This window comes from Enterobacter cloacae complex sp. P18RS, assembly GCF_014982105.1.
Lineage (GTDB): Bacteria > Pseudomonadota > Gammaproteobacteria > Enterobacterales > Enterobacteriaceae > Enterobacter > Enterobacter hormaechei_C.
In genome coordinates, this window is the sequence record NZ_JADCKV010000043.1 from 1 (window position 1) to 515 (window position 515).

At 48.0% G+C, this 515-nt stretch carries 2 tRNA genes; both read right to left on the reverse strand.

The annotated features are described in order from the left end of the window. Positions 1 to 162: 162 nt before the first annotated feature. Positions 163 to 238: transfer RNA gene (locus INF61_RS22300), tRNA-Ala, on the reverse strand. 105 nt (positions 239 to 343) lie between these two features. Continuing rightward, a tRNA-Ile gene (locus tag INF61_RS22305) sits at positions 344 to 420 on the reverse strand. Positions 421 to 515 lie beyond the last annotated feature (95 nt).

Below are 515 nucleotides of genomic sequence, written 5' to 3' on the forward strand. Positions count from 1 at the left end.
CTATGATGTTTCACTTCTGATTGCGAAAATTTGAGAGACTCGAACACACATGAGCTGTGTGTCGTTTCAATTTTCAGCTTGATCCAGATTTTTAAAGAGCAAAACTTCGCAGTGCACCTTTTCAGGTTCACTCTGAAGTTTTCTTGTGTTCGCAGTAAAAGATGGTGGAGCTATGCGGGATCGAACCGCAGACCTCCTGCGTGCAAGGCAGGCGCTCTCCCAGCTGAGCTATAGCCCCATCGTAGTCACCTCTGTACCGGTAATTTTTGTTGAGGCAAGGCGTGGTGACACGAAGCATACTTATGTATGTGAGTGTCGCCGCAACGCAGCATCAGCAAAAATTTGGTAGGCCTGAGTGGACTTGAACCACCGACCTCACCCTTATCAGGGGTGCGCTCTAACCACCTGAGCTACAAGCCTGTAGAGGTTTTTTACTGCTGTTTTTCATCAGACAATCTGTGTGAGCACTGCAAAGGCAGGTTCTTTAAGGTAAGGAGGTGATCCAACCGCAGGTT